We start from the raw sequence: 25,809 nt of genomic DNA on the forward strand, positions 1-25,809 counted from the left end.
TCTCGCGCCCGTTCGTGGAACTATTAAACCCTCCTGTTCAGTTCTTTAGTTAAGAAAAATCCTTTTTATATTGAACAGCTAGATATATTCCTGAAGCGATGAATGCAAGGGAATATTTAAATAAGAAGAAAATTTGCCACATATATTCTTTCGGGAAAATTACGTCGCACAAAACTACTCCGAATAGTGTAATGTAGGCACTTTTTAAATAGATTTGATTTGTTCTTTCGTCAGGTTTACCTAACTTTTTGTAATATGCATATGTCAAAATCAATCCAACTAAGAGCAACACAAGACCGCTACCAAGAAGCATATTCCAATTACCAGGTGATTCTTCCGCCCAAGTTTTTAAAGGATAAAAGATTGAATTTGATATTTCTGTGCTAGATTTCCACATTTTGATCACTTCCTTTCACATAAGTAAAAATGTCGTTTACATCTACATTAAAGAAATCAGCTATTCGAAAAGCTAAAATAAGAGAAGGAGAATAATTATTCTTCTCCATAACAAATATAGTTTGCTTAGATACACCGACTGCGTCCGCCAAATCTTTTTGCGTCATTCTTTTTAGAACCCTATGTTCATACACCTTATTTTCAATGTAATCCTCAACTTCTTTTTTCAAGGTCAACACCTTCCTTTTAACTATATTTATATATTAAATCATTGTTATATAAAAGTAAATTAAACTTATACAAAATAAAGAATAAATTAGGCTAGACCCTAAATGATAAGAGTCTAACCTTTATTTAACTATGCAACAATCTGGCCCTAATACGCAATAAGGGCGCAGGTACTTATGCATACGAATAGGTAAGAGTTTGACGTTATCGCCCCCTTTTCCCCTCGTTAGCACCGTACGTGCAACTTTCATTGCATACGGCGCCCCAACTAATCCAATTCATTCAGTTCTATGACATGATGAAGCACGTTTATTTCCAATCAGATTGTGTAATTATTGCACTGTTTCCGTAATTTATTGACTTTATCTATTTGTTTATTGTTTAACTGTAAAGCATCGATTATGGTTTTAATTTTTCCAACATCTTTTAGATGTATCAGTCGGTGAACAAATTCATGTAGCACTATCAAGTTTGAATACCGATCATCTTTAGATAGATGATAAGGCTTTTTATGATGGCAGTGCCAATCATTTTTGCCAAGTTCAATACCTGTGACAGCACATTTTCCATATTGTGCAATAAACCTACTAATGCGATTGTCATTATACTCAATCGTTCGATTTGGAATAAAATTTTTCATGACGTAACTTAATATACTTTTGTTAATCGCTTTGAGATTGTTGTGGATTTTAATCCTGCCGTCGGCAGTATAATTACAGATGTCTTGAGAAAAACAAAGATTTGTTCTATGCCGTTGGGCATGAATTGGGACAAATACCATGTTCTGTGTCTTATGCAATCTTGCTTTACAACCTTTATAGCGTTTTTGTAAAGTTTTAGTCATGTCTGAAAACGTTGCTTCTTTTCTTAAGTCCTTTAGCCGATTATATAAGGTCTTACTGAGATGGGAGGACAACTCACTTAAATTATTCATGATTTGAGTAGCTGCTGCGTAATAGTTTTGGATTCCCATTACGACAGTGTTATAGTGCCAAACTGTTTCAGCACAAGGCTTTCTCTGTATTGCTTTAATAGAATCTTTAATTTTTATAAGTGCGCTGTGTTTAGCTTTCTTCGCCATATTTGATTGGGCAACATGCCCAAACCTCGTTTTACCTTTCCTTTTTACTCGGAAAGAGAATCCAAGGAACTCTGACGATTTTTTCTTTAAGTTAATTACTTTTGATTTTTCTTCACTTGTCTCTAGGTGTAACCTCTTGTTTAGAAAGTCTTTAATAGCATAATTCATTTTGATTGCCTGGGAACGAGTGCGGCATAAAACCTTGAAATCATCGGCATATCTGACAATGTAACATTCTTTTAGCTTTGATTTTTTGAGTGCTTGTGCTTTACTTCCAGAATGTTTATAGTCATATTGGGTCTGAAAAGTTTCCCATTGATTACTTACCCACCAATCAAGTTCATTTAGAACAATATTCGATAAAAGCGGGGAGAGAATACCACCTTGCGGTGTTCCTTTTGTTGGTACACTTTCTCCAACAATCTCTGCTTTTAATAACCTGGATATGATAGAAAGTAATGCCTTATCCTTTATTCCAAGTGACCAAATTTGCTTAAGTAATTTACTATGGTGAACGTTATCAAAAAATCCTTTTATGTCTACATCAATGCAGTGATAAAGCCCCGCCATATTAACGAGCGATTCAAACCTTGCTTTTGCATGATGCGTGCTTCTATTTGGTCTGAAGCCGTAGCTATGTTTATGAAATTTTGCCTCGCAAATTGGTTCTAATACCTGTAAGATACATTGTTGAACAATTCTATCCCATATCGTTGGGATCCCCAATGGTCTTACTTTTCCATTTGCTTTTGGGATAAAAACACGTCTAACACTATCTGGTTTATATGCTTTAAGCATATTCTGAACGTGTTCAATAACTTTCTCAACTGACAAATGTTTAATATCATCGATTGTTAACTTGTTTGTTCCAGCCGTTTTACTCCCAGTGTTTCTCTTGATGTTGCGGTAAGCAAGACGTATATTTTCATTAGAACTAATTAAATTCATTAAGTCATAGAAATTCTGACCATTAACACTTTGAGTATATAAGTTATCAAAACAATGTTGCATATCATAATACTCGCTATGTCTCAGTTTCTTCCGTTTCAACAAGTCGGTGACCCCCTTAGGAGTTGAACCTCTATTAGTCTCACAAGAACCTTGTTAACCGATAAAGAACTGCCATACATGGTTGAATGATTCTTCATTAGTCTAGTGGCTATCCCTCCATGTTGATTAGACATTTCATTGGTACTGTGCCACCACTTTCACTGATACAAAGTTGAGTTATACAGTAGCTATTTTCACTATTGCTTTCCTTAACACCGTTTCAAGGGAAGTAAGTCCTCCACGTTATCAGCTTACAACGTTGAATTATATCTATTATAGAATGAACTTAGGTGCTTCCTGTAAGCCTGTTAGCCGTTCATATGCCTGTAACATATCATGGCCTTTCATATTTGCAAGTCTTACTCGACCACTGCTAACCTCACATTTAAGTGATATACACATTTCTACGTATTGCGCGTTTAGACCCGTACATTCAGAAGTTTGTCAGCGTAACCTTTTATGGTAGGTTTATTTGCATTCTCACCATATTCATTCAACTCAAGCATCATGATTTACACCACCCCATCGGGTAGGCTTTCGTCAGCTGAACTGCACTGTTACGGTAAATTCTTACACCTTTTCATCGAGCTTTTAACACTGTCATTCTTACTAAATCGAGTGCTAATCGACTAAGAGAGAACCCTTCCAAGCGTTACCTCTTCATTTGATTCTTTGATATAATCCTTCAATTCCAGAAGGAATTGCCTAGCCTTTACTGGAGTGATGTGACCATCCCCCATTTAAACTAGGAACATTTCGCACCACAATTGCGCCCGATTATTGAAAAAAACAACATATTATGTAGCGCTTTAAAAGGATAAAGTCATTTTTTTGCTAACACTCTTCATTCCAAAATTTTCATAAAAAGAGATTGCTTTTTTGTTGAACTCCCATACGTTTAAATCTAGTGATGATGCACCATTTCTTTTAGACCATTCAACACACGATTTGAATAAAGCTCTTCCTATTCCTTTTCTTTGCTCACTGTTTTTAACTCCAAAATCATTCATATATGCAAATTTTCTTGGTGTCATAGACTCAAAAGGTGGAGATTCGTTTAATTCCATCACAGCAAACCCAACTACATCCCCATCTAATCTGGCAATCAATACTTCACAATTTAAAGTATCTATTAATTCGCGAAAATACTCTTCAGGCATAACCACATCGATTTTTTTGAAAATATGAGGCAACGCTTCTGCGTGTTCATCTTGTCCTTCTTTTACAATTAGATTAATCTGCTGGTAGTCCTCCAATGTGGCAGTGTCAATTATTAAATTCAAATATATTCCTCCTAAGAAAATGAGTTATTAAAATGTTATTTTTATTTCATACATATTCTAGTTTTCCTTCTAATCTTATTAAACAAAACGGCCCTATTCTGGAATAGTTAAAATCCTGCTTACCAATATAATTTTATCAAAATATTTTATAAATTATCGGACTTTATTTAGAATGATCAAACTTTATTTCAAAGCCACAGATTGTCTGTTTTTATATATGCGAATTGTTTGTTGGAAAAAGAAAAGGCCTTACCAATTTACAGTTCAATTAACATAAGAAATGAAGTAACTTTATTGTCACTTTACGAAAAGAACAACATTAGAGTCCACTATACAAAAGTTAACATACCATCATACTCTACGATTCCATTTGCTATGTTAAAATTATTCTATAGAAAAGTAAAAGGCCGAGAGGGGAATTGAATGAAATTAAAATGGTGGATAATCATGGCAACAATACTATTCCTTACGGGATGTACGAATATACAGGAAGACCTGACACATAAGGAAATTTTGGAGCGAACCATGGAAGAAATGAGCGAGGTGGAGAGTTATTCTTTTGAGATTACATCTGAGCAGATAGATGGGTTCGAAAATGAAGCTGTATTGGATATTCAAGGGGAAACCCTTGTCACCCCATTCCGTGCTTCTATCCAACGAGACATTGAATTATTTGGGCACCTGAGAGAAATGAAATCGTATTACATAGAGGATATGGTTTATTATGAAGATTTTACAGCACCTGACTTCTTATTTAAAACAGAGAGCGATGAGCAGCCTGATCATTTATTACGAGGGTTAGAAGCTCTTCATTCCAGGTTTGATCAATTACGGGTTATAGAAGATGGAGATGATTACACCTATGAATATTCGGTCGAACAGGAAGAGGATTATGCATTTTTCTCTTCATTATATCCTTATTTTGTCATAACGGACCCAATGGAACAATCTATAAGCGACCTTTATCTGGAGCGTAGTGACATAGTCAATTTACATATCGGCCTCACCGTGGATCAAGAAGATTTCCATGTGAAAGAAATGACGATGGACTATGTGCTGGACTATGATTATGCTGATTCGGGTAACCCTACGCAATTATCTGAAACGATTGAAATGTCCTTTTCCGATTACAATAAATTGGACGAGGTTCTTATCCCGGAAGAAGAAATAGCATCAGCGGTAACTTTCCAGGAACACATGGAAATCCTGGAGGAAGAGCGGGAAAGAGAAAGGGAGGAACATGTTCCAGAAGTTATTGACGAAGAGCTTGGTAATTCCAGTGCTAATTTGATGTATGACGGGAATTTTGCAACAGATGATGAATGGATGTACTTTTCAGTAAGCGGGGAAGGTTTGTATAAACAAAAGCTGGATGGCAGTGAGAGACAACAGCTTTTGGAAAATGAGGTATCCCATTTGAATGTGATAGGCGATTGGCTTTTTTTCATCGATAAAAATCAGGAAAGTAAAGCCTACAGGATGAAAACGGACGGATCAGAGCGGAAACAAATCACCGATACCTTCACCGAAAATTTAGTCGTCGTTGATGACTGGATATATTTTATACCCGTTACGTATACATCAACAGGCGAAAAACCAGTCTATCGTATGCGCACAGATCTAACCGGTCGTGAGCGGTTACTGGATAATGCCTTTCAATTCACCGTATCCCAAGGGTATTTATTTTTCCAAACGGAATATCCCGGAAACATATCGTATCTCGACCTCAATGATTTAGATGCGAAGCCTGTTATGTATGGAGGGATTCATGCAAGGTTTTTCTCCGTTTCAGAAGGCTGGCTTTATTATGAAAGTACGAATGATGATTATATTTATCGATTAAGCTTGGATAATGGACAAACCGAGCAATTGACACAAACAGCCAGCTATGGATTTAACGCAGACGACAACCTTATTTTTTATCGAAATGTAGAAGATGACAGCAGTCTGTACAGGCATAATGCGGATACGGGTGAAAATGAAAAGTTGGATGATGGTGAAGTGTTTATCATGCAAATTATTGATGAATATTTGTATTATACAAAGGCAACAACAAGCAGGACACCGGAATGGTATCGAGTGCATGTAGATGGCGAAACGATAGAGGAAGTAGAGTGAGCCACACCTACTGATTCACAATGTATATTTAAGTCAGTGGGTCTGACCCACTGGCCATAGAAATTCACCAAACTAATAACCTTTCCTTTTTTAAGATATAAGCATATATAAAATTTTGGCATGAAATATTTATATTCGATTATCAGCCACGTCCAACTCCAGCGCCTACCCCGCCTTTTTATATCAACTAGAGAAACAAACGAAGCGAACAGCGCCATCGTCAAAAAAGCACCTCATAAGAGATGCTCCTTTCAGCTAAATCAAAAAGCCCATAAACGCTGTAGCCATGCCAAAGTAGATAAGAATTGAAATAATATCATTGATTGTTGTGATAAACGGACCGGAAGCAACAGCAGGATCAATGTTTAAGCGATCCATTAACATTGGAATCAGGGATCCGGCCAGGGTCGCCACAATTAATGCGGCCAATATGGAGATTCCTACGAGCAGACCCAAATAGACGTTGCCCTGCCAAATGTAAACAACAATCGTTATAACAATCCCACAGACAGCACCTGTAATAAGCCCCGTAGCCGCTTCCCTGGCAATTAATTTGGCTTTCCCCTGCTTACCATACTCACCACTTGCAAGACCTCTTACAGCAACTGCCAAGGCTTGTGTGCCTGAATTTCCTGCCATACCAGCAATTAACGGGATAAAGATTGCCAGTACTGCTACCTGCTCAAGCGTTGCCTCAAATCTGCCAATCAGGCTTGCAGTGAATAAGCCAAGAAATAAAAGAATAATCAGCCAGGGCAGCCGCTTTTTGGCAGAAATAAATGCATTATCATATTTCATGTCTGTATCTGATACCCCTGCGAGCAAGGAATAGTCTTCACTTGCTTCTTCTTCCATAACATCCAGGATATCATCAACCGTGATAATCCCAAGTAAATGGTGCTGAAAGTCGACGACCGGAACAGCAAGGAAGTCATAATCCCTGAACATTTGCGCGACGTCCTCCTGATCCCTTGCTACAGATACGGTTACAATTTTTTCACTCATAATATCTTCAATCCGTACGTTTTCATCCGCAATAATTAAATCCCTTAAAGATAACACACCTACTAAATGTTTATCTTCATCCAGGACATAAATATAATAAATCGTTTCTGCTTCCGGTGCTTCCTTTTTTAAATGCTGCATTGCTTCCTGAACGGTTTGTGTTTTTAAGACAGCCACGAATTCTGTTGTCATGATACTACCGGCTGTTTTCTCTTCATAGTGAAGCAGTTGTTTGATCTCATTTGCTGCTTCATGATCCATGATGGTCAAGAAGCTTGCTACCTGATCTTTTTCCAGTTCATTTAAAATATCAACAGCATTATCCGCAGCCATTTCAGACAGAACCATGGAGGCAAAACGCGGATCCATTTCCGTGAAATAAATCTTTATGTCTTCCAATTCAATGCTTTCCATGATTTCCGCGATTTCCTCAGGGGATAAATAATGATATATTTTTAAGCGATCATCTTGTATTTGTTCCGTAAAATAAGTAGACTGATCATACGGATGCAAATCTAGGAATTCTTTACGAAAATCCTCCATATTTTCTTCATTCAAAGCAGTATTCAGCTTTTTCCAGTGTTCTCCATATTGTGCTTCGTAATCTGTTTCATATCTCGTATTCGATTCCATCTGAATACACCCTCTCTTACATACAAAAACTTAATTTACATGGTATTTTCGTGTACACTTATTACAATAAATGTTTTTAGTAGCTACTATTCTTTTCCCCGAATGAATGAAGTTTACCCATATTACTTAAAAAAGCTAGGTGAATGTGTTGAAGAAAATTGATGTTATCGGTGATGTACATGGCTGTATGGAGGAACTAATTGCGTTATTTGAGGCATTAGGCTATGTCAAACAGCATTCCATTTATATTCATCCGGATGGGCGAATTCCCGTATTTGTTGGTGACATTACAGACAGAGGATCCGCTTCCATCCAGGTGATTCAGCTCGTCTATGAAATGGTCACAGCAAAGAAGGCAATGTATATTCCCGGAAACCACTGTGATAAATTATATCGTTATTTTTCAGGAAACAATGTCATGGTCAAACATGGTCTGGAAACGACGGTTGCTGAATATGAAGCATTAGCTCCCGATATGCAGGATGTTATAAGTAATCAGTTTATGACACTGTATGAGCAGGCACCACTTTACCTTCAACTGCCAGAAGCGCAAGCAATTGTAGCACATGCCGGGATAAAGCAATCCCTAATCGGACGTACAGATAAACGGGTGAAATCCTTTGTCCTGTACGGGGACACCACTGGCCAATTTCTCCCGGATGGCCGTCCGGTACGCAGGGACTGGGCCCAGCATTATCATGGTGACCAGTGGATCATCTATGGGCATACCCCAGTCAAAGAACCCCGATTCGTAAATAAGACCGTTAATATCGATACCGGATGTGTTTTCGGGAATAAATTAACCGCTTTTCGATTACCCGAGGAAGAAACCATTGCTGTTGAATCGAAACTGCCATTTGTAAAAGAAAAATTTAATTATTTTGACTAGAAATTAACCGCTCCATATCTTCATGCAATGGACAGGCAAATTTCAACGTCTCTTTTGAAAATGGATGCTCCAAAACAAGCTCCATGCAATGCAGTGCCTGGCGTCCAATGAACTTTCCTGATCCGCCATATAAATCATCTCCGGCCAATGGATGACCGAGGTATGAAAAGTGTACCCGTATTTGATGTGTCCTCCCAGTCTCCAATTCAATCTCTATCAGTGAGTGGTTATTTGATTCACGGATTACTTCAAAATGTGTCCGTGCTTTCTTTCCACTGTCTTTTACAGTTCGTTCAATAATAGAGTTTTCTTTTCTGTCGATGGGCGCATCAACTACACCAGCCCTACACTGGAGATACCCTTGTACAACAGCTTTATATTTCCGCTTTAACTTCCCATTTTTAAGTGCTGCCTGCAATAAGGAATGGCTCAGCCGATGCTTTGCGATTAATACCAACCCGGATGTATCCCGGTCTAATCTCGTCACAACATGCACACTATACGGGACATTCGTTTTGTTATAATAGCCAAGCAAACCATTTGCAAGCGTTCCTGATTGATGATTGAAAGACGGAAGAACCGCCATTCCTGCCGGTTTATCAATAACGATGATTGCTTCATCCTCAAAGATAATGGAAAGATCCATTTCTTCCGCTTTCAAATTGTCTCCCACTTCCTCTTTAGGAAATTCAATGTTCAACTTATCCCCTGCCGCTAAGGAAAACCTTACGTTCTGTGGCTGCCCGTTCACTTCTATTTTTCCACCATCAAATTTTACAATTTTAACCATTCTTCTCGAAAAGCTTTGTACCATTCGCAGGTAATCACGAATGGTCATGCCTTCATGCTTTTGCTCAATCGTCCATTTCATTGCTATCACCTTTTTTTACATATCATCGTCTGCCACGAACGATTCGCGTACTCTATTCCAAAACGGGAATGGACGGAATCTGGCAAAGCGTACCCTCTCTTTTGCAACACGACACTGAATTGATTTTACATTTTTATAGGTTGCTGTAAAATGATCAATCGAAATCAAAAAACTTTTATCCACTACAGGCTTTAGCAGGCATGTATGATGACTTGGCAATATCAGCGGGGAACCGATGGTACGAAATACACGATTATTAATCGAAGCCATCTCGGTAAGCTGGATTGCTTCAATGGAGGGATGAAGGATTCCTCCGCCCAATGCTTTATTATAAGCGGTACTTCCGGATGGAGTCGAGATACATAGCCCGTCTCCACGGAATGTTTCGAAATGCTCTCCCTTTATTTGCACATCAAATACCACTGAACCTTCTGTCGTTTTAATCATGGATTCATTTAAGGCAAGGAAACGATCTTCCGTACCCCCTCCCTCTGGGCGGATGATCACTTCCAATAAAGGATATTCTACAATTTGAAAAGGAGTTTTTGCTATTTCGATGATCAACTTTTCAACTTCCTCCGGGGTCCAATCCGCATAAAATCCCAGATGTCCTGTATGTACACCAATAAAAGCTGTTGAATTCAAACGGTGAACATAGGTATGAAATGCTTCTAGAAATGTACCGTCACCGCCGACAGAAATAGCCAGTTCTGGTTCTTCTTCATCGTACTCTAAATCGAAATCTATTAAATGCTGTTTCATAACCGCTTTTATTTTATTTGAACGATTATCACCTTTTGATACAATCACAAACTTCATTCTAAAGTCTCTCCTTTACCAGCTTATTTTCGATGAAACAACCGTTGTGCTTCATTCACTTCGTTTTTAATTTTGGACATTTCTTCATCCAGTTTAAATGCGGCCTCTGCAGCTCGTTGTAATCTTTTTTTAATTTCTGCTGGAATCATACCTTCATATTTATAGTTCAGTGAATGCTCATTCGTTGCCCAAAAATTCATAGCCAATGTACGAATCTGGATTTCTGCAAGGATGATTTTCATACCATCAATCGTTTCAACAGGATATTCAATAATCATATGATATGAACGATATCCACTCACTTTTTCCCTTGAAATGTAATCTTTTTCTTCAATAATCCGCATATCTTTTCGTGTACGAAGCATATCAACAACCGTATATATATCATCAACAAATTGACAAACGACACGTACGCCTGCAATATCCTGCATTTCCTTTTCTATATTTTTAATTTGGATTTCCCGTTTTTCGGCTTTTTCCAATATACTCGGTACAGGTTTTACCCTGCCTGTTATAAACTCAATCGGTGAATGCCTCTTTTCATACTCGAATTGTGCACGCATCCCCTTTAGTTTTACTTTTAACTCCTCAACTACTTGTGTGTATGGTGCCAGTATAGCTTCCCAGTTCACAGTTAACACCGCCTCAAATTCGTTTCAAATTCATTTTATCATAACTCATGAAAATGGCTAATCATTGCATATTCGATTAGAATTCGCCATAATCAATAATAACCTATTTTTTCAAGAATTTGGGGGGCATATAATGGAACAGGAAATTGAAATAGAATATAAAAATTTATTGACAGAAGATGAATTTATCCGTTTAAAGAACACCTTACCTTTTCCCGAATATAGTCAGACACAAACGAATTATTATTTTGATACAAAGGACTTTGCATTAAAAGCACATGGGTGCGCGCTTAGAATCAGAGAAAAGGACAGAGAATACCGTCTGACACTAAAAGAACCACATACGGATGGACTCCTTGAAACACATGACAAAATGTCCATGCAGGAAGCTACAAATTGGATGGAAGGTCAAATCCGTCCAAAACCTAATACAGAAAAACAGCTTAAGGAAAAAGGTCTCTCCACAGAGAACCTTATTTATTTCGGCAGTTTAACAACAGAAAGACGGCAAGTCGAATACAAGGGCGTATTACTTGTCCTGGACCACAGTATCTTTAATGGGAAGGAAGATTACGAACTGGAATTGGAGGCACCTTCTCAGAAGATTGGTTCTAAAATGTTTCAAACTATATTAGAAGCGTATGATATTAGAAAGAAGGATACACCGAATAAAATAAGAAGATTTTTTGACACGTTACAAAAATAGGTAAATATAACCACTTCCAAATCAGATAAGTTGCTCCTATGTTGTTCCGTTGCTACAATATATACTAGGCTGAACGCCGAATCTCAGGAGTAAACACGAAACGTAAGCGTAGGAAAGTTCTATACTTTACTTTCTTATTATATCCTGGGCCATGAAAACTTCCAATTAGATGTCACTTTGTAATAACAAGGAGAATAAATGATGGCAAAAATCCAGCATGGAACAATATATGAAGCAATCGGTGGAGCAGAGCCTATTAATAAGCTCGTGAAAGCATTTTATAAACGGGTTGGAGAACATCCTAAATTAATCCCCATTTTTCCGGATGATTTGACGGAAACAGCCAGAAAACAGGAATTATTTTTAACCCAGTTTTTTGGTGGGCCCCAGCTTTATAATGAAGAACGTGGCCATCCAATGTTGCGACGCAGACATCTCCCATTTCCAATTACACCTGAGCGAAGAGATGCGTGGCTTGCTTGTATGTCCGAAGCTTTAATCGAAGCAGAAATAGAAGAACCTTATCGTACAGCAATATTTGAAAAATTAACAATGACAGCAAATCATATGATGAACACATCAGAATAATAGAAAGGAGAATAGATGTGAGTTGGCAACAAACTGAGCTATCAAGCTCAACGCATACAAACACATCGCCGACGTATAGTTTTTTTGATCTATTACAAAAGCCGCTGGAGATTTATGTGTTCGTTGACCCCCTCTGCGCGGAATGCTGGTCTATAGAACCTTACCTGAAGAAGCTGTCAATTGAATATGGACGATTTTTTACATTGCGGCCAATTGTTACTGGCCACTTAAATACGTTAAATAAAGATAAATTCGATAAACCAAGAAAGATGAAAGACATATGGGAAACCACGGCAAAGCGGACTGGTATGAGCTGTGATGGGGACTTATGGATTGAGAATCCTATTTCATCTCCATGGTTCGCCTCCTTAGCAATAAAGGCTGCCGAACTGCAAGGTAAAAAAGCAGGCAGAATCTATTTGCGAAAAATACAGGAAAGTGCTTTTTTGAAGAAACAGAATATATCTGATGAGAAGGTTTTAATTCAATGTGCCAAGGATACAAAGCTGGATGTTGAAGAATTCCGAAAAGATCTTTACGCAGAATCAGCTAAGAAGGCATTTCAATGTGATTTGACATTAACCCAGGAAATGGAAGTTGACTATATCCCAACTATTGTATTTTTCAATCAACTGGTAGAAGAAGAAGGAATTAAAGTATCTGGACTATATCCATATGACATTTACGTTCGCGTACTATCCGAAATCCTGCAAAAGACGCCGATTCCCTCTGAAAAACCACCACTGGAAGACTTTTTATCCTTCTATGGGATGGTCGGTAATAAAGAGATCTCCGTGGTATATGATTGGACATATGCAAAAACAGAAAGGGAAATGAAGAAACTTCAACTTAAACAAAAAGTAGAAAGAATACCGGTTAAATATGGATCCTTTTGGAAATATATCGATCAGACAAAATGATAAATAGTGAATTCAATTATCGGAGGGATTTTCTGTTTATTATATATGAAATAAAAAGAGAAAGGATACACGGGGCAGCGTGTATCCTTTATTTCTCACTTTGTATTTAAACAAAGGGGGATGGGAGAAAGTTTCATGATCAAACAAAGGGGTTTTGTTTGTATTTAACTTACAATATTATAATATCAATAAAGTAATATATTATCAATAAGTATGTGCTTAGTTTCACAAAAATGTCACTTCTAATTTAAATTGCTCAAACATATAGTACATTATACCTTTTATGCATTGTTAGGAGTGATAAATATGAGAGAGCTCTTACCTATTCTTTTCCTTATTTTAAGTATCTTTGCTTTTATCTTTAACTTATTTGGTCTATTGCAGATCATTCCGCTGTATTTCACATTGCCATTATTATTTTTATCGATTTATTTAACGATATATTCATTTACACATAAAAGGGTCTATCGTGGCGGAAGATAGTTTGTTTCTCACCCGGAGGAGGATCAGGTGCTAGACGTGGCTTACATTGTAGTCAAAATGCATACTGCCAAATGTTTATATTTTTTTATGAAAACAACTGATTGCAACGGGAAAGTATATTCAGTATACCTTCTTCTCGTTGGCTCTTTTGGGAAATTTTGTTGCTCATTAATATCGCAGTTGATATAAAAGACGAAGTAATTTAACAATGATTTCCTCTCATCCCTTACAAAATAGGTGCTAATACAGCGCTGCTTAAAAAATACTCGCTTTCCACGGGGAACGCTTCAGCCTCGGGCCAACACGAGGTTGGTCACATAGGCGTTGCCCTAGGACGGGGCGTTCTTAGCCTATGTTCTTTAATTCACCGCTGCTGGGTCTTCAGACTGTTCCTTTTCCCGTTGGAGTCTCGCATTTTTTAAGCAGCTTAGGATAGCTTTCTGTTTAAAGGTGAATACGTTCATAAAACATAAATTCCATGAGCTTTATCCTTTCTATAATCAGAACACCGCACAAAGCGTAGGCAGAATACGTAGACTGTGGGAATAGCACAAGTCTGAAGACCCCGGAAGAAGCGTTCTTTGCTTCTGAGGAGGCTGAGCCGTGCCCACGGAAAGCGAAGTATTCTGCCGAAGCGATTGTGATAGCTCGGGTTTAAAAGAAATGGAAGAAGCGAAATCACGATAAAGTTACATCGCCTTTTATATATTTTATGTCAAAACCAAGAAGTCTTTTTGATGGGATGGGTAATCGCAGTCCCATATCTTTTCGATGGGGCGAGCAATCTTTAGCCGCCATGTTGATTTCTTACTTCTCAAAAGGGCAAACCCAAATCGGGCTTGCCCTTTTCCCATTCATTATTTCAACAGTAATTCTTCCATCTCATTCAGTTTTTCTTCAAAAACATCCAGTGCATCTAAAATTGGTTGCTTGGACGTCATATCAACGCCAGCTTTTTTCAGTACCTCAATCGGGTATTCACTACTGCCGGCCTTCAGGAAGTCAATATAGCGTTCAACCGCTCCGTCCTTTCCTTGCAAAATGCCATTGGCAAGCGCTGTAGCGGCTGAATAACCTGTGGCATACTGATAGACATAATAATTCATATAGAAGTGCGGGATTCTCGCCCACTCCAATCCAATTTCCTCATCGGAGACGACCGCCTGTCCGAAATACTTTTTGTTCAACTCATAATAAATCTCGGTCAGCTTCTCGGCCGTCATCGCTTCACCATTTTGCATACGTTGATGAATATCATGTTCAAACTCCGCAAACATAGTCTGACGAAATACCGTACCGCGAAAACCTTCCAGAAAATGATTCAGAATATAAAGCTTTTGCTTTTCATCATCGAGATTATTTAATAAATAATCGTTCAATAAGGCTTCATTTGTTGTGGAAGCAACTTCTGCTACAAAAATGGAATAGTTCCCATACCGGAATGGCTGTGATTTTCTTGTGTAATAGCTGTGTAGCGAATGTCCGAGTTCATGAGCGAGTGTAAACGTGTCATTTACATTATTCTGCCAGTTCAGCAGGATATACGGATTTGTTCCATATGCACCTGATGAATACGCTCCACTGCGTTTCCCTTTATTCTCTTCTACGTCAATCCAGCGATTTTCATAGCCTTCCTTCACAATATTTACATATTCTTCTCCAAGTGGCGCCAATGCTTTAAGCACGTACTCCTGTGCTTTTTCATATGGAATCTTCATATCTACATCCTTGACGAGCGGTGTATAAAGATCATACATATGCAACTCATCCACACCAAGCACTTTCTTACGCAATTCTGTGTACCGGTGGAGCAATGGTAACTTTTCATTAACTGCATCCACTAAATTATCATATACCTGTTCAGGGATATGATTATTATCCAACGCTGCCTGTCTTGCTGAATCATAGTTACGAATTTTCGCAGAGAAGTTTTGTGTTTTCACATTTCCGGATAATGTAGCAGCGAATGTATTTTTATAGCTCCCATACGTATCATACATTGCTTTAAAAGCATCTTTGCGAACACGTCGATCTTGTGATTCCAAAAATCGGAGATACCTGCCATGGGTTACATCCTCTTCTTCTCCATCTTCATTTTTAATCGAAGGAAACGTAAGATCAGCATTATTAAGCATACCAAACGTCTGTGAGGCATTGGATAATGGATCAGAAGCTTCTGCCAGCAGCGCTTCTTCCTTTTCACTTAAAACATGTGGACGCTGGCGGGTTATTTCATCCAATGTTTTCTTATATAATTGCAGTTCTTCTTTTTCTTCAAGAAATCCTTTTAGTTTTGATTCATCCATCGCGAGTATTTCCGGTACAATATAACTCATCGAGCTGGAGGCTTTTGTCAGCACATTTTCCGCCTGGGCATTCAACCCTTGATAAAAAGAATTTGTTGTATCCTGGTCAGAACGCATATGCGCATATGTAAACAACTTGCCTAGGCGTTCCGATAATTCATCCTGCAGCTTTAGCAGTTCATATAGAGTCTGTGAGGAATCAGCTAGCTTTCCCTGGTATTTTTCTACTTCCGGGATCGCTTCTTGCAGATTTTTCAATTCCTTTTCCCAAGCTTCATCTGTTTCAAAAATATCTTCTAATTTCCATGTTAAATCCTGTGGTAATTCACTTCTTTTTGGTACTTCCTTCGTCGCTTTAGCCATCACTACATATCCTCCTTTATATTTCTATACATTACTATTTCTGGGTGTTATATAAAATTCCTTTAAAAATAAAACAGTTTGCGAAAAGATTGGGGACTGCGATTACGCTTTTGACCGAAACATTCGTTGCTTTTGACGCAAGAACGATAAACTGCGGCATAATTTGAAATGAAGGTTGATGCTTGTACCCGCTGCGGAAATATACTACGCGCACCTTAGGGTGACCCGTGAGCCTCGAACTCCGAGCAACAAAATTCACAAAAACCCAAGAATAATAATTCCTCTCCTTAGTATAACGAATTATGAACGTAACATGCTTGTATTTTGTTTTATTAGATGATTCATTATAGATTCATCCCCCTTTAACGCATTTTCAATGTTTTTATAAAAATGAATTGGTTTCATTTTTGTAAAAGTATCTGGGGTTTGCTGTTGCAGGAGACCTGCGTGGACCAAAAGCTGAAGATATTCTTCAATAGGGTTTGGCGGGGCATGAATTAAGGAAAAATGGTTTGGGTTAAGTAACTGGTTACGCAAGAAATAGTTACAGGACTGTATGGAAATCTGACTGCCTATTGGTAATGGTAATAGTAAATCAACGATTAGTCGGCTTTGCCAATCCCATAAAGGATTAGTTATCAAGAACTGGGAGCTGACAGGGAGATGAATCATGGATGGCAGATATTCCACATAGGTTCCTTTCAAGTATAACCATTGATGCCAGGCTAATTCCTTTCCATGGAGCCGATTTTTTGGTTTTAGACGAAACCTGTATTTTTCTCGTTTCCATAATTCATACAGCTCCATTTGCAGAAAAACATTCTTTTGGAACATATCCTGAAAACGCATGCTGCCTAATTTTTTTACAGCAAATTTTCCAAGGGCCTGCCCTGTTTGTGTAATAAATATATCCTGAAATGTTATAAGTTGAAGTGTATAGGGACATAAGTAATACAATGTGAGAGGAAATTCTGAAGAAAACTTGTGGATGAATTGTAATGAAAACTGGTCGATTTTTAAATGATTACCAGTTTTTCTGTTTAACCGGTTTTCACCAAGAATCCAAATTGGGATAATTCCAGCGTCTTTATAACCTTCATTTCTCCGCCTAATCTCTTTAACCGACACACGTGCACATTGATATTCAATTGCGATTATCTTGTTGGCAAGCTTCACCAACAAATCAGGCCGCTGATTAATTTCCGGAAGAAATACTTCAAGTTCTACCTGCAGCTGCTGTTTTTTCAGCCATTGATACAGAAGAAGTTTTCCCCTTTCATGATAAGCCCCCTCTCCTCCTTCATTGGATGGACAGTTGAGTTTTGACCGGTGCGCAAAATGGGGAATCATTTTCACACCTGCTTTTATAATGACCTGTTGTTTACATGCTGGACAGAAAAACTGCTTATCTCGCTTAATCCCTTCAATTTCTTTTCTAGTCCGTGTAGCAAGCGTGATTAACATTCCATCATCTGATATTGCTTGCAGCATTTCATTTACCACCTCCAGTAATTATATTCTACAAAGGTGATAAATCTCCTGCATATAAGTTAGGAAATATTCATTTCCAAAGGAGCAAAAAAAAAGCACTCCAATTTTATGGGTGCTATACTTCAACTGGAAAATGGGACCTGACCTGGGCAAAGGTATCCATTTCGAAAATGGTCTTTCCATATTCTTCAAGCAAATGAATGGTTATATCTGAATCATTCGCAAATTCCAACAACTGACTGATGACATTCTCCTGAAGATTATCATCCAGCAGATCATCGGAGAACTCCAGATATAAATAATAGGCGTCGTTATAATGGTAAAGGGTTTCTTCTGAGCTTCCTGTAAAATCATTAAAATAATGACTTAATTGAATGACGTCCTCAAAATCATTAAAGCTCACAATGATCCATAAATTTTCTTCTTTCATTCCATCATCATTTTCATCCTTGCCATATTTATCTTCCAGTATATTCTCTATTTTCTTATCAACAGGGATTTCTGCCGTCTCTCCATCCTCTGTTGGAAGTTCAAGATTTTCGCCATCTTTGGACACTTTTGCTTTTGTAACAACAATCTCCAAACCTTTGTCCAAAGCTTGAACCTGAATCCACAATGGCCCTTCTACAGTGAAATCCTCTTTATAATTTACTTCATCCATCATCTGCCAAAATAATTGTTCACTTCGTTCCCGGTTGTACCAAATTTCTTCGCGTTCAAACCCCCGGTCTTCAATATCAATATAGGAAATATAAAACTTGATTGTATTCTCATTAATTCTTTCTATTTCCATCAAAATTTCTCTCCCTTCTATAAATAGTCTCTTAGGTGGAAGAGATACCTTCACCTTTTTATCTATATCTTTAAACTACTTATATCCTTATTAAACATTACCCATTATAGAACATATCTAACCATTCCACTTTATATTCCCATTGTATGATAATTCCATCGTTATTGGAAATGAATATGCCTATAAATCATGAATATTAATACCATATTCTAAACCATCTGCGGGAATTTGTCACCCATAATATATAAAATAAAAACGCAGGTCCTGTAAACTGGGAATCTGCGTTTTTATGTCTGTGCTAATTGTTCAATATGTGCTGAAATTAGTTAACCATCCGTTGAGCCTCACGTAGTTGAAAAGTACGTACCGTTCTTGGTAAAAAGCGACGAATCTCATCTTCGTTGTAACCAACCTGCAGACGTTTTTCATCTAGAATAATCGGCCTTCTTAACAAGCCGGGATTTTTCTGGATTAAATTAAATAAATCTTTTAAAGGCAATTGATCGATATTAACGTCCAATTTTTGAAAAACCTTTGAGCGGGTTGAAATGATCTCATCGGTTCCATCTTCTGTCATACGTAAGATTTCCTTAATCTCATCCAACGTTAGCGGCTCAGAAAATATATTGCGCTCCTTAAACGCTATATCATGCTTCTCCAGCCAAGCTTTTGCTTTTCTACATGATGTACAACTTGGTGAGGTATAAAGTGTTACCATGTAACTTCACTCCTCATTCTATAATGGGTATTTTCATAAACATTGAATAACTTACTAAATTAAAATAAGTTTAATTAACCCTATATGTAAATTATACTACATCTGTCAACCAAAAGGTAGAGCATATCCGAGAAAAAAACAGGTCATTTTCAAATGTTCATAAATTATATGCATTTAATTGTAAGGTACCCCATTTCATTTTCAATTAAACATCTTATTTGAAAAAAGTTCAGTTAGAAATTTAATCACAGAAAAAAAACAGGACTCCCTTTGATGAAAAAATGACATCGTTTCCTTTAAATTTTCATAAAAAATACGGGGGCATCCCCCGCATTTAAAACAGCTATGCCTTTTCAGGTGTACTTAAACTATCCAAAATATCTATTGACTCACTATTTTCATCATAGCTCAGCACTTCATCAACCTTTTGATAGGATTTCCCATATATTTCTTGATCTTTATACGTGTGAATGTCTTCATACATTTTTTTCATTTGTTCAAAAATGACATCTTCAGAGTCATCATTTGGTGACCAATATAAAATTTCCATTGGTGTTTCCTCATTGGTAGCTAAAGACCTGCGATTATAGCCAATTGATGATGCATGCTTAAATGCTTCTCTACGGTAAAAATGCAGTCTTTTAGCTGAATCCGTATCTTCATAGTCCACAGGTTCCACTTCTAAAATAATCGGCTTGTTTTTCTTTTTAAGCTTTTCAATTAGTTGGTGGCCAATCCCTTGTCCTCTTGTTTCCGATGATACCCAGACATAATCGATGAAAATAAACCTCTCAAATTCAGCATACATCATCACATGCTGAGCGCTTTCATCTTTGTAGTAAACATCACCTTTTTCATCCAAAAGCATTTCCATATGCTTTTGAGACTTCATTTCTTCCACCGGAAAATACTTGTTCAACTTTTCATACCAATTCATGAATCTACTCCTTAATCTTTAGTAGTCGAGTTTAATTATAACGAAAAAATGATACTTTGTTAAATACCTATAAGGTTGATTTTATCCTTAGTATGTCCAAATATAATCAAATCATTAAAAAAGCAGACTCTTACATTAGAGAATCTGCTTTTTTTGTTATTTTCCTATCATATAGTCTACATTTTCCGTATAAGTGTTTCCGGCATTCCATAATAAAAATTCATTAATGCCATTATCATACAATGCTTTGATTTGAGCTTCTACTTCTGCTTTTCCATATTGGAAGGTCGGTCCGCTATAGAGCCATGGTGCTTCAAAATCCTGTATCCAAGGTCTTGATACTGGCGCCTCTTCTAATGCACCAAGTACTTCATTCTCAACTTTCGCGTATTCATTGACCAGATTATATGGTTCTGTATCCGGCTTTTCAATACCAAAGTAGGATGTCCAGTGACTTGGATAAATCATTGATGAAAGAACATCGACATTGTCTGCAATTCTTGAGAAGTTTTGCCCGATACCCGGTGTTTCTTCAATTGTTGCTGCATACCCAAAAATATCAACCGCGACATCGACATCGTAATATTCCAATTCTTCCCTTGCATACTCAACAAAATCAGTGACCGCCTCTACTCGCTTTTTCACATTATTCATATCAACATCTGCATAATCGCCCAGTGAATACTGAAGTTCCTCATCCCGATGTTCAAATCCTTCCGGGAAGCGAACATAATCAAATTGTATTTCCTGAAAGCCCATTTCTGCAGCCATCTTCGCAATTTCTAAATTATATTCCCAAACTTCTGTTTCAAACGGGCTTACGAATGCTTCTCCTTTGTTATTCACCCAAACCTCGCCATTTTGTTGAAAGGAAAGGTCCGGACGTTTTTCTGCCAGTACACTATCCTTGAAAACAACGATCCTGGCAATCGGATAAATTCCTTTTTCTTCAAGTACACTCATCATTTCTTCTGGATCATCGATGAAATTTTTTGCAATGTCTTCATAAGGAGAACCTTCTTCTGGTTTAAACGTTAAATTTCCATTATCTTCTTTGATATCAATGACCATAGCATTTAAAGCAGTTGTATCAATTAAGTCTAATAATGTTTCGAAACGGCTGCCACCTGCTGAATTTCCTGTAACATAGATTCCCCTTACTGCGTCTGGATATTCAAAATCGTATCCGGAGTCATATGTAAAACGCTTCATGTGTTGATCTGTATCAATTAATGTAATATTTGTTTGCCGTTCTGCATGTGAATTTACTGTTTCCGCTTCTTCTCCACTACTACTGACAGGTATCATCAAAATTAGCAGAAGAGCACCAGTGCATACCAAAACCCATCGCCGCAATTTCCCCATATTCTCTCAATCTCCAATTCTAATTTTAAATCTAGTATATCGGAAATTGTCGATAAATTGAATAGCAAAACCCATATTGTGTCATTTTTATTTTAAAGTTATGAACCACTCTGCACGAAAAGACGAGTCATCCATTCCCAACGTAATTCAATGTTAGAATTGCTTGGTTTTTTTTGGTAATTTTTTTTGTTATTCATTAACGTCGCAGTTGATATAAAAGACGACGTAACTGCTATGTCGATTTCCGCTGCGGACCGTTGCTTTCCGCGGGCACGGCTTCAGTCTCCTCGAGAAACTCACTCTGCGGGGTCTTCAGACACGTGCTGTTCTAAGGTCGAGTAAGCGGGAGCGCCTCCCATTGTGCCGGGATGTACTCCTCACTCCTCACTGAACCGTGCGTGCGGTATTACCGCACACGGCTCTTCCCATCACCGTTCACAGAATATAGCTAATGTCTTCCTTTAAGTCATATATGTTTACTTTTAACCTTGGACTAGGCAAAGGGTACTTTCTAAGAAATAATTTAAATTTATCCCAACTGAAAGATTTCCTTTGACTTCTTCGGTTCATCCACTTAAACAATAACTGTTTAACTCGGTCAAAGAAGTTCTCCACTTCCCTTGTATTGTCTGTGATACAATAGTAGTTGTAGTAACCATTAAGAGACCGCTTTACTCTAGCCATAATGTCTTTAATATCCATCGTTCGATGAGTTTTGAGCCATTGCTTATGCTTCTTTAGCTTGTCATTTACCTTCTTTCGGTTGCTCTTGCGCTTCACTCGGAATTTCCCTTTCTGGCTTTCGCCACAATAGTGTGTGAAGCCTAAGAAATCGAACGTAGGTGGTTTTCCTTGACCCTTACGTTTACAATCCTTTTCCGCAAATCGCCCAAAGGTAATGATTTTCGTCTTATCTTCTGCGAGTTCAAGATTGAACTTCTGTAATCGTGTGATAAGAGCTGAGTAAAAGGCTTCGGCATCCCTTCTATATTGAAAACAGCACACGAAGTCATCCGCATATCGAACAATATATGCTTGACCTTTACACTGTTTTCTAACTGACTCCTCGAACCATAAATCCAGGACATAATGTAAGTACACATTGGCTAATATCGGTGAGATGACGCCCCCTTGAGGTGTTCCTCTGTCCGTATCAAAATATTTTCCCTCTTCCATGTAACCACCTTTTAGAAATCTGGCGATAATTCTTAGAAGATTTGGGTCATTGATACGGTGCTTCAGAAATTTCATCATCCACTCATGGTCTACATTATCAAAGAATCCTTTGATATCGGCATCCACTACGTAATTGGTATATCGGTTTTCCATATACACATTAAGAATCTTAAGCGCATCATGACCACTCCTATTTGGTCGGAAACCAAAGGAACAGTCAAGGAAATCATTCTCATAAATGGCGTTAAGAATCTTCGCTAAGGCACGCTGGACGATTTTATCCTCATGGTCGGGGATACCCAGTGGTCTCTTTTTCTTCGTTCCAGGCTTATTGATGTAAGTCCGTTTAACCGGGACCGGTCGATAAGCCTTCTTCTTTAAACGTTCCACTAGTCCCTTAATGTTTTCATCCAACTCGATATCATAATCCTCTTTCGTGACGCCATTTATACCTGTTGCCTTACCCTTTGGCAGTTCATGGTGACATTGTTTAAGGTTCTTCTCATTAAGTAGATGTGCTAAAGAAGTGAAAACCATATCATGATTTGTTTTCGCTAATTCTGTTATCCTTGTTAGTTTCGTTTCCATTACATATCCACCTCTGTGTGTAGTTAATGTTTCCCTTTCAAGGGTGATGACGGGTAGCGAAGCCTTTCCTCCATCAGAATTACCCGATTTCATTGGTACTATGCCGCTATCCGACTTCCTTTAAGCATTTGACAGCCCTCACTTTATTATCGCTTGTTCGTCATTACTCCCCCTAATTTGAAGGGAGAGACCTAAAGGATCTCCCGAGTTGCCGTAATATATCAATGTGTAACGTGCCGAGGTCATCGACTCCGGGGAAGTTGTCATTCTCTTGCCTATACCCGAGAATAACAATGTTGCCTTCTACGCTCCTGAACGCATCGGCCTTCCCAACTACACGTGTTTCGGAGCTCAATCCCTTCAACCGCTTGGCTTACGGCCCATTACCTAGCTGTCTACGCTTAAAAGCAGTGTGTTGCCACCTGCCCTCCAAGACTCGCTACGAGTGAATGGCTAGTTCTTTCTCGACGGGAATCCCACCCGCTATATATTACGACCTATGCTCGGTCGCTCCAGGAGTCAACGGTCCTCCGCTTCAATCAACCATCTTAAGAGTGCATAACTATACGTGACTTAAATTAAACAATAAATAAAAGCGATAAGTTGTAGTGCGCTAGCCAGCGAAGGAAATACACGAAGACTCCTGCGGGAAAGCGAAGACGCCTGAGACCCCACAGTGAGCGTTCTTTGCGAGCGAGGAGGCTCAGCGCGAGCCCGCGGAAAGCGAAGTGTATTTCCGCAGCGGTTAAAAAACACCAAACATCATTTCAAGTTACTTCGTCTTTTATATCTTTTGTGCCAAAAACAGCAAATCTTTTCGATGGGAAGCGTAATCGCAGTCCTCAAATCTTTTAGAAAACTGTCTTCTGATTAAATTAGCTATTTTCATTATAGAGTGTGGTGGCATGCTCATAGCCGCCATCCTGATTTCTTAACTGCCTATAAAAAAAGCGCATCACTTCAATAATAAGTGATACGCTTTCTTTTATAATCCGGAATGTTTAAAATTCCTCATAAACAGCTGGGTCCTGATCTTTATTTCTGCCATCAGGTCGAGTGAGTTCTGCAATCATCCCCATCTCTTCATCATCCAGTGAGAAATCAAAAATAGAAATGTTTTCGATTTGTCGCTTTCGGGATGCAGATTTAGGAATCGAAATTGCTCCGAGTTGATAATGCCAACGTAAAATAACTTGTGAAATTGATTTCTGATGACGGTCTGCAATTTTTTTCATTGTTTCCTCTTGCAGAACATCATTCGCACGGCCCAAGGGACTCCAGGATTGTGTTGTAACGTTATTTTCTTCATGCCACTTTCGTTGTGGCTCCTGGTTGAAAAATGGATGTAATTCTATTTGGTTGATGCTTGGCTTCACACCAGTTTCCTTTACCAGGCGTTCGATATGCTCCGGCAGAAAATTACAAACACCAATGGAACGTATAAGCCCCCATTTTTTAGCATCAATTAATGCTTGCCATGCCTCCACATAAAGACCTTGCTTCGGATTAGGCCAGTGAATAAGATATAAATCATAATAATCCAGGTTTGCACGATATAATGACTCCTGAATGGTTGTGACAGCTTTATCGTATTCCTGGTAGCGTCCTGGTAATTTGGAGGTAATCCTTAATTCCTGTCTTGGAACTGAACTGCGCCTCACAGCTTCACCGACAGTTCCTTCGTTTTCATAATTATAAGCAGAATCAATTAATCGATATCCTTCATCAATTGCCCCTTTTATAGCATTGGCACCTTCATTACCATTCAGCATATATGTACCAAGACCAACAACCGGTAAAACAGTCCCATCATTCAGTGCGATTTCTGGAATAAATTTACTCATATGAATTACTCCTTTCTATTCTGACTTAAGATTATCACTTGTATGAACAGGACTTCAACTAAACCATCCGAAAGCATAAAAAAGTAAAGCCTCTTAAATAAAAGAAAGCTTTACCTTTTTATTCTGTCCAGTGACTCAGGTTACATCGTTTTCTTCCTAAGCTCATAACCCCTATTAACTTTGTCTCCTAATCCTTACATTTTAATGATTATTCATAAATCTTATCTGCATTCTTAAAGCGTACTCTCTCCGATTTAACAGTATCTTCAACATTTGAATTCACTCGTTCATTGGGTGCTTTTTTGTTCTTCCTGGTTTCCTGTGCTTTCTCATTTCTGCCTTTTTCCATAATAAATTCTGCCTCCAGACCATTTTAAATGCATTACATATATTGGGCTAAGCCTCTTTTATATTAGTATTGAATACTTACCCATTTGTATTCCATTTCCCGTATTATTTTTAAGGAGCGAATATAAATAAAGCAAATATTATCTGAGTTTATATAGCTTGATGATCAACTTAGAAT

The 25,809-nt window shown here is 38.0% G+C and carries 23 protein-coding genes; 6 read left to right on the top strand and 17 right to left on the bottom strand.

Features of this window, described 5'->3' with window-relative positions; translation table 11 throughout:
* Positions 1–49 precede the first annotated feature (49 nt).
* The 4 genes from ACZ427_RS11630 to ACZ427_RS11645 form a co-directional block, all read right to left on the bottom strand.
* Positions 50–397 carry a DUF2178 domain-containing protein gene (locus tag ACZ427_RS11630; RefSeq protein ID WP_461179239.1) on the bottom strand — a complete coding sequence of 116 codons (348 nt, stop codon included), beginning with the start codon at positions 395–397 and terminating at the stop codon, positions 50–52.
* A complete protein-coding gene (locus ACZ427_RS11635) occupies positions 384–635 on the bottom strand; it encodes a helix-turn-helix transcriptional regulator (RefSeq protein ID WP_461179240.1) in 252 nt (83 codons plus the stop codon). Before ACZ427_RS11635 ends, ACZ427_RS11630 begins: the two co-directional genes overlap by 14 nt.
* Before the next feature lie 308 nt (positions 636–943).
* On the bottom strand, positions 944–2,755 hold the full coding sequence (gene ltrA / locus ACZ427_RS11640; RefSeq protein WP_461180029.1) for a group II intron reverse transcriptase/maturase: 1,812 nt from the start codon (positions 2,753–2,755) through the stop codon (positions 944–946).
* 809 nt (positions 2,756–3,564) lie between these two features.
* Complete coding sequence (locus tag ACZ427_RS11645; RefSeq protein ID WP_461178716.1) at positions 3,565–4,038, bottom strand: GNAT family N-acetyltransferase; 474 nt, start codon at positions 4,036–4,038, stop codon at positions 3,565–3,567.
* A 423-nt stretch (positions 4,039–4,461) separates the two neighbouring features.
* Between ACZ427_RS11645 and ACZ427_RS11650 the strand changes: the two genes are divergently transcribed.
* Positions 4,462–6,156 (top strand): DUF6612 family protein, encoded by a 1,695-nt coding sequence (locus ACZ427_RS11650; RefSeq protein WP_461178717.1) that lies wholly within the window; start codon positions 4,462–4,464, stop codon positions 6,154–6,156.
* Between the two features lie 255 nt (positions 6,157–6,411).
* Here the strand turns inward: ACZ427_RS11650 and mgtE are convergent, their stop codons facing one another.
* Positions 6,412–7,794: a magnesium transporter gene (gene mgtE, locus ACZ427_RS11655; RefSeq protein WP_461178718.1), complete on the bottom strand. Its 1,383-nt coding sequence runs from the start codon at positions 7,792–7,794 to the stop codon at positions 6,412–6,414.
* Positions 7,795–7,981: 187 nt separating this feature from the next.
* On the opposite strand from mgtE, the gene prpE reads away from it, so the two are divergent.
* Positions 7,982–8,683 (top strand): bis(5'-nucleosyl)-tetraphosphatase PrpE, encoded by a 702-nt coding sequence (gene prpE, locus ACZ427_RS11660; RefSeq protein ID WP_464883582.1) that lies wholly within the window; start codon positions 7,982–7,984, stop codon positions 8,681–8,683.
* Here prpE and ACZ427_RS11665 read toward each other — a convergent pair.
* From ACZ427_RS11665 to yjbM, 3 genes are read right to left on the bottom strand one after another with little or no spacing between them, the layout of a single operon-like run.
* Entirely contained in the window at positions 8,667–9,554 is an 888-nt protein-coding gene (locus ACZ427_RS11665; RefSeq protein ID WP_461178720.1) for an RluA family pseudouridine synthase, read from the bottom strand. The genes prpE and ACZ427_RS11665 overlap by 17 nt on opposite strands.
* A 15-nt stretch (positions 9,555–9,569) precedes the next feature.
* Complete coding sequence (locus ACZ427_RS11670) at positions 9,570–10,373, bottom strand: NAD kinase (RefSeq protein ID WP_461178721.1); 804 nt, start codon at positions 10,371–10,373, stop codon at positions 9,570–9,572.
* A 23-nt stretch (positions 10,374–10,396) separates the two neighbouring features.
* On the bottom strand, positions 10,397–11,005 hold the full coding sequence (gene yjbM, locus ACZ427_RS11675; RefSeq protein WP_461178722.1) for a GTP diphosphokinase: 609 nt from the start codon (positions 11,003–11,005) through the stop codon (positions 10,397–10,399).
* A gap of 133 nt (positions 11,006–11,138) precedes the next feature.
* Here yjbM and ACZ427_RS11680 point away from each other — a divergent pair, with 133 nt between their 5' ends.
* The 4 genes from ACZ427_RS11680 (at position 11,139) to ACZ427_RS11695 (ending at position 13,702) form a co-directional block, all read left to right on the top strand.
* A complete protein-coding gene (locus ACZ427_RS11680; protein ID WP_461178723.1) occupies positions 11,139–11,711 on the top strand; it encodes a CYTH domain-containing protein in 573 nt (190 codons plus the stop codon).
* A gap of 201 nt (positions 11,712–11,912) precedes the next feature.
* A complete protein-coding gene (locus ACZ427_RS11685; RefSeq protein WP_461178724.1) occupies positions 11,913–12,299 on the top strand; it encodes a globin domain-containing protein in 387 nt (128 codons plus the stop codon).
* 17 nt (positions 12,300–12,316) lie between these two features.
* Positions 12,317–13,219 carry a ClpXP adapter SpxH family protein gene (locus ACZ427_RS11690; RefSeq protein ID WP_461178725.1) on the top strand — a complete coding sequence of 301 codons (903 nt, stop codon included), beginning with the start codon at positions 12,317–12,319 and terminating at the stop codon, positions 13,217–13,219.
* Between the two features lie 306 nt (positions 13,220–13,525).
* Positions 13,526–13,702, top strand: coding sequence for a hypothetical protein (locus ACZ427_RS11695; RefSeq protein WP_461178726.1), 177 nt, complete (start codon positions 13,526–13,528; stop codon positions 13,700–13,702).
* A gap of 857 nt (positions 13,703–14,559) precedes the next feature.
* Here the strand turns inward: ACZ427_RS11695 and pepF are convergent.
* From pepF to ACZ427_RS11740, 9 genes are all read right to left on the bottom strand, one after another.
* On the bottom strand, positions 14,560–16,371 hold the full coding sequence (gene pepF / locus ACZ427_RS11700) for an oligoendopeptidase F (RefSeq protein WP_461178959.1): 1,812 nt from the start codon (positions 16,369–16,371) through the stop codon (positions 14,560–14,562).
* Positions 16,372–16,671: 300 nt separating this feature from the next.
* Positions 16,672–17,862 carry a competence protein CoiA gene (locus ACZ427_RS11705; protein WP_461178727.1) on the bottom strand — a complete coding sequence of 397 codons (1,191 nt, stop codon included), beginning with the start codon at positions 17,860–17,862 and terminating at the stop codon, positions 16,672–16,674.
* A gap of 115 nt (positions 17,863–17,977) precedes the next feature.
* On the bottom strand, positions 17,978–18,655 hold the full coding sequence (mecA, locus tag ACZ427_RS11710) for an adaptor protein MecA (RefSeq protein WP_461178728.1): 678 nt from the start codon (positions 18,653–18,655) through the stop codon (positions 17,978–17,980).
* Positions 18,656–18,977: 322 nt separating this feature from the next.
* Positions 18,978–19,373, bottom strand: coding sequence for a transcriptional regulator SpxA (gene spxA / locus ACZ427_RS11715; protein WP_461178729.1), 396 nt, complete (start codon positions 19,371–19,373; stop codon positions 18,978–18,980).
* Between the two features lie 343 nt (positions 19,374–19,716).
* Positions 19,717–20,310, bottom strand: a complete 594-nt coding sequence (locus tag ACZ427_RS11720; RefSeq protein WP_461178730.1) for a GNAT family N-acetyltransferase — start codon at positions 20,308–20,310, stop codon at positions 19,717–19,719.
* Between the two features lie 156 nt (positions 20,311–20,466).
* Positions 20,467–21,618, bottom strand: coding sequence for a putative glycoside hydrolase (locus ACZ427_RS11725; RefSeq protein WP_464883433.1), 1,152 nt, complete (start codon positions 21,616–21,618; stop codon positions 20,467–20,469).
* 492 nt (positions 21,619–22,110) lie between these two features.
* Complete coding sequence (gene ltrA, locus ACZ427_RS11730) at positions 22,111–23,439, bottom strand: group II intron reverse transcriptase/maturase (protein WP_461178732.1); 1,329 nt, start codon at positions 23,437–23,439, stop codon at positions 22,111–22,113.
* Positions 23,440–24,440: 1,001 nt separating this feature from the next.
* On the bottom strand, positions 24,441–25,283 hold the full coding sequence (locus ACZ427_RS11735; protein ID WP_461178733.1) for an aldo/keto reductase: 843 nt from the start codon (positions 25,281–25,283) through the stop codon (positions 24,441–24,443).
* 208 nt (positions 25,284–25,491) lie between these two features.
* Positions 25,492–25,632 (bottom strand): hypothetical protein, encoded by a 141-nt coding sequence (locus ACZ427_RS11740; protein ID WP_461178734.1) that lies wholly within the window; start codon positions 25,630–25,632, stop codon positions 25,492–25,494.
* Positions 25,633–25,809: the final 177 nt, after the last annotated feature.

Source organism: Virgibacillus ainsalahensis (assembly GCF_055380755.1).